General features: G+C 38.8%; 2 protein-coding genes. One reads left to right on the forward strand and one right to left on the reverse strand.

What is annotated here, in order from left to right; all coding sequences use genetic code 11:
* Positions 1-134: 134 nt before the first annotated feature.
* Positions 135-1928, forward strand: a complete 1794-nt coding sequence (gene mrdA, locus AFK68_RS04440; RefSeq protein ID WP_094671757.1) for a penicillin-binding protein 2 — start codon at positions 135-137, stop codon at positions 1926-1928.
* A gap of 704 nt (positions 1929-2632) precedes the next feature.
* On the opposite strand, the gene AFK68_RS04445 is transcribed toward mrdA, so the two are convergent.
* Entirely contained in the window at positions 2633-2821 is a 189-nt protein-coding gene (locus AFK68_RS04445; RefSeq protein WP_094671758.1) for a hypothetical protein, read from the reverse strand.
* Between the last annotated feature and the right edge of the window lie 317 nt (positions 2822-3138).

Below are 3138 nucleotides of genomic sequence, written 5' to 3' on the forward strand. Positions count from 1 at the left end.
AAAAAATATATAATTAAATAATTGGTAATTTACAACATAAAAAATGGTTAATCTTCCGGAGGAAAAGCAGGGTGCAAAGAAGAGAAAAAGCAGGGTGCAAAAAAAAAGAAAGATAAAATACTCATGCAGTAACAATGGCTCAAGATTTTGGTTTATATTCTAAATTTTCCCCTGTTGCCAGAACCTCTGGGCAACAAACTAGCTCGAAACGTCATCGGTTGGTGCAAGCATTCATAATGATGCTAGTCATTACCAACTTTATTGGCATCAATGCTTATCGTATAGTGCAATTACAATTATTTCAGGGAGAATATAACCGGGAACGTGCAGACAACAACCGCATTCGCCTAATGCCAGTAGCAGCAAGTCGTGGTACAATTTACGATCGCAAAGGCAGAATATTAGCAAGTAACCGTCTCTCTCGCTCTGTATATTTATGGCCTCAAGAATACACCCCCACAAAATGGTCGGAGTTAGCAACCGAACTTAGTCTAATTTTAGATATTCCAGCTACTGATATTATCAACAAGTTAGAGGCAACTGGCTATAATTCGCCCTTACCAGTCAGAATTACCTCAAATATAGATCGCTCTACTTTCGTAGCATTAGCAGAAAAAGCTAGTGAAACAAGAGGGGTAGAAGTTCGTACCGAAAACATTCGTCACTATCCTAATGGCAGTTTAGCAGCTCATTTGCTTGGATATACTGGTGAAGCAACTAAAGAAGAATTAATCGCTAACCCCAAATATCCAATGGGAATGATCGTAGGAAAAATGGGAATCGAACGTTCAGCAAATTCTGCATTGGAAGGAGTTTGGGGTAATCGTTTGATTGAAGTTGATGCTAAAGGTAACGAAATTCAAGAGTTGGGAGTAGAAAACCCCACCTCAGGCAAACCAGTAACATTAACCATCGATCTCGACCTCCAAAAAGCAGCAGAAAAAGCACTGGGAAATCGCCGGGGTGCTGCAGTTGCCATTAACCCTAAAACAGGGGAAGTCTTAGCAATGGCAAGCGGACCAACATTTAACCCCAGTATATTTGCAGGCAAAGTAACAAAGGAAAAATGGCAACGTCTCCAAGGTGCAAGTAAACCATTTCTGAATCGCGCTCTTCAAGGTTATCCCCCAGGAAGTACATTCAAAGCTGTTACTTCTGTGGCAGCACTCCAGTCTGGCAAATATTCTCCTAACTCCAAAATTGCAACTGCCAATTCTGTGACTATTGGTGGTATCACCTTTAATGAACATAGTGGTGGTTATGGACTAATTGGTTTTCGGGATGCTTTAGCTTACAGTAGTAATACATTTTACTATAAATCGGCTGTGAAAATTGGTCCTGAACAAATTTCTAAGTGGGGACGAGAGTTAGGTATTGGTGGCAGTATTGACTTAAAGTTACTCGGATTAAATGGTAATCATGGTCAAATTCCGACTCCCAAGGAAAAAGAGGAAATATATGGAGAAGGTTGGCATATTGCTGATACTGTGACTATGGGAATTGGTCAAGGTTTAGTATTGGTTACACCTCTCGAATCTTCAGTGATGGTAAGTACGATCGCTAATGGAGGGTATCGAGTGCAGCCTCATTTATTGGCTTCTCAAACTAATACTGTTACTACTAAATCAATCAAGACTGGGTTAAAACCTTCTACTATTAATACGGTACGAGAGGGATTAATTGATGTGGTTAGAAAGGGTACTGGTAGGCGGTTGAATGATGGTAGTATTCCATTATCTGGGGGTAAGACTGGTACAGTGGAACTTCCAGGGCAAGCTGATAATGCCATGTATATCGGTTTTGCACCTGCTTATAATCCTGAAATTGCTGTAGCGGTTGCAGTTGAAGAAGGTGGTTACGGTTCGGTAGGAGCAGCACCCATTGCCAAAGCAATTTTTGATACCTATTTTGGTAATCAAGGAAAATAGTATAGCTGAAGTAAGGGTGAATGGTAATTCGCCCCTACATTCACCACACAGACTATATTTAGGGTTTCCTGAAAAAGTATAAGTTGTAGGAGTAGGAGTCAGGAGTCAGGAATCAGGAGGAATGCGGAATGAGCGAGGAGGCAGGAGGAAGAATTATCCTTTGATTTTTCTGCTTATAGTCAACCCAAAATCTTAACTTTTTGATTTTTCGGGAACCGTGCATGAAGCAGCTCAAAAGCAGGTACTTTTTCAAGACTTAAAAAGGCTAAAGCCTTTATCTATCAATACTGTTAGATTTAATCAGTAAACCCTAATTATATCATGTCCGGGTAATTAGTGATAAAAAAATTTTTGTTTGTAGAATTGCTCTAGCCCATTAAATATCTATACTTAGGGCTAGAGCAATTCTACGAGAGCTTCTAATTGTAACTATTCAACCTAAGATGATATTATACCAATTCCCATGCATTAATGCTATACTTGGGTAAAAGTTCAGTGATTAAGTAATTACCTTAGTTTAATTACTTTTTTGTTAGTTTGAGTAAATTTAGCATTAATTATTGTTGTTTTTACTTCTCCCGTACGGACGTTGCACAGGCAAAAATGCGTTTTCCGTTCCGGAATGCTGTGCGCCAGCTAAACGTCCCTACACTCCCCCACTCCCCTACTTCAATTTCCTGATGTACTAAATAGAAATAAAGTCTTCACTGGTTAACTGTGGAACCTAAAACACCAATTGCATTTTGCTGTAAAGGAGTGAATAAACCGCTAATTGGTAGTTGGCTGTCAGGAAAAAATCTTTCAAAACCTTCTGAATTAAAAATAATGGTAGAACCATCAGATAAAAGGATAGGCTCTCCAATTGGTAGCAGCAAAGGTAACACCAACTTCATTTCCTCCTGTTTATAATTATTGCTATTAAGGTATTTCTAAGAGCTAAAAGGTTATGCAGTTTTTGATTAGATACAGCAGATTTCAGACAAATTATGTACAAGGCAGAATAGTCAAATTTTTGTGGTGAGGGAATCTTGCCAGCTAAATGTGTAGCTCATAGCAGCGAGAAGTGCTGTATCTCCAAAAAGTCAGTTTTTTCTCAGGTAGTTTAACGGTTTGAGATTAATTATTACCGAAATATTGTGGTTTAAAGCTTCCCCTTTTAAGGGGATAATAAATAAAAATTTTCCTGTTCCTCAATCCTCTTCTTTTCAAG

The sequence above is a fragment of the Hydrocoleum sp. CS-953 genome, from assembly GCF_002260545.1.
GTDB lineage: Bacteria > Cyanobacteriota > Cyanobacteriia > Cyanobacteriales > Microcoleaceae > Trichodesmium.

Coding starts and splice junctions, on each gene's coding strand:
- mrdA (WP_094671757.1), top strand. CDS start 135: ATGGCTCAAGATTTTGGTTTATATTCTAAATTTTCCCCTGTTGCCAGA.
- AFK68_RS04445 (WP_094671758.1), bottom strand. CDS start 2,821: ATGAAGTTGGTGTTACCTTTGCTGCTACCAATTGGAGAGCCTATCCTT.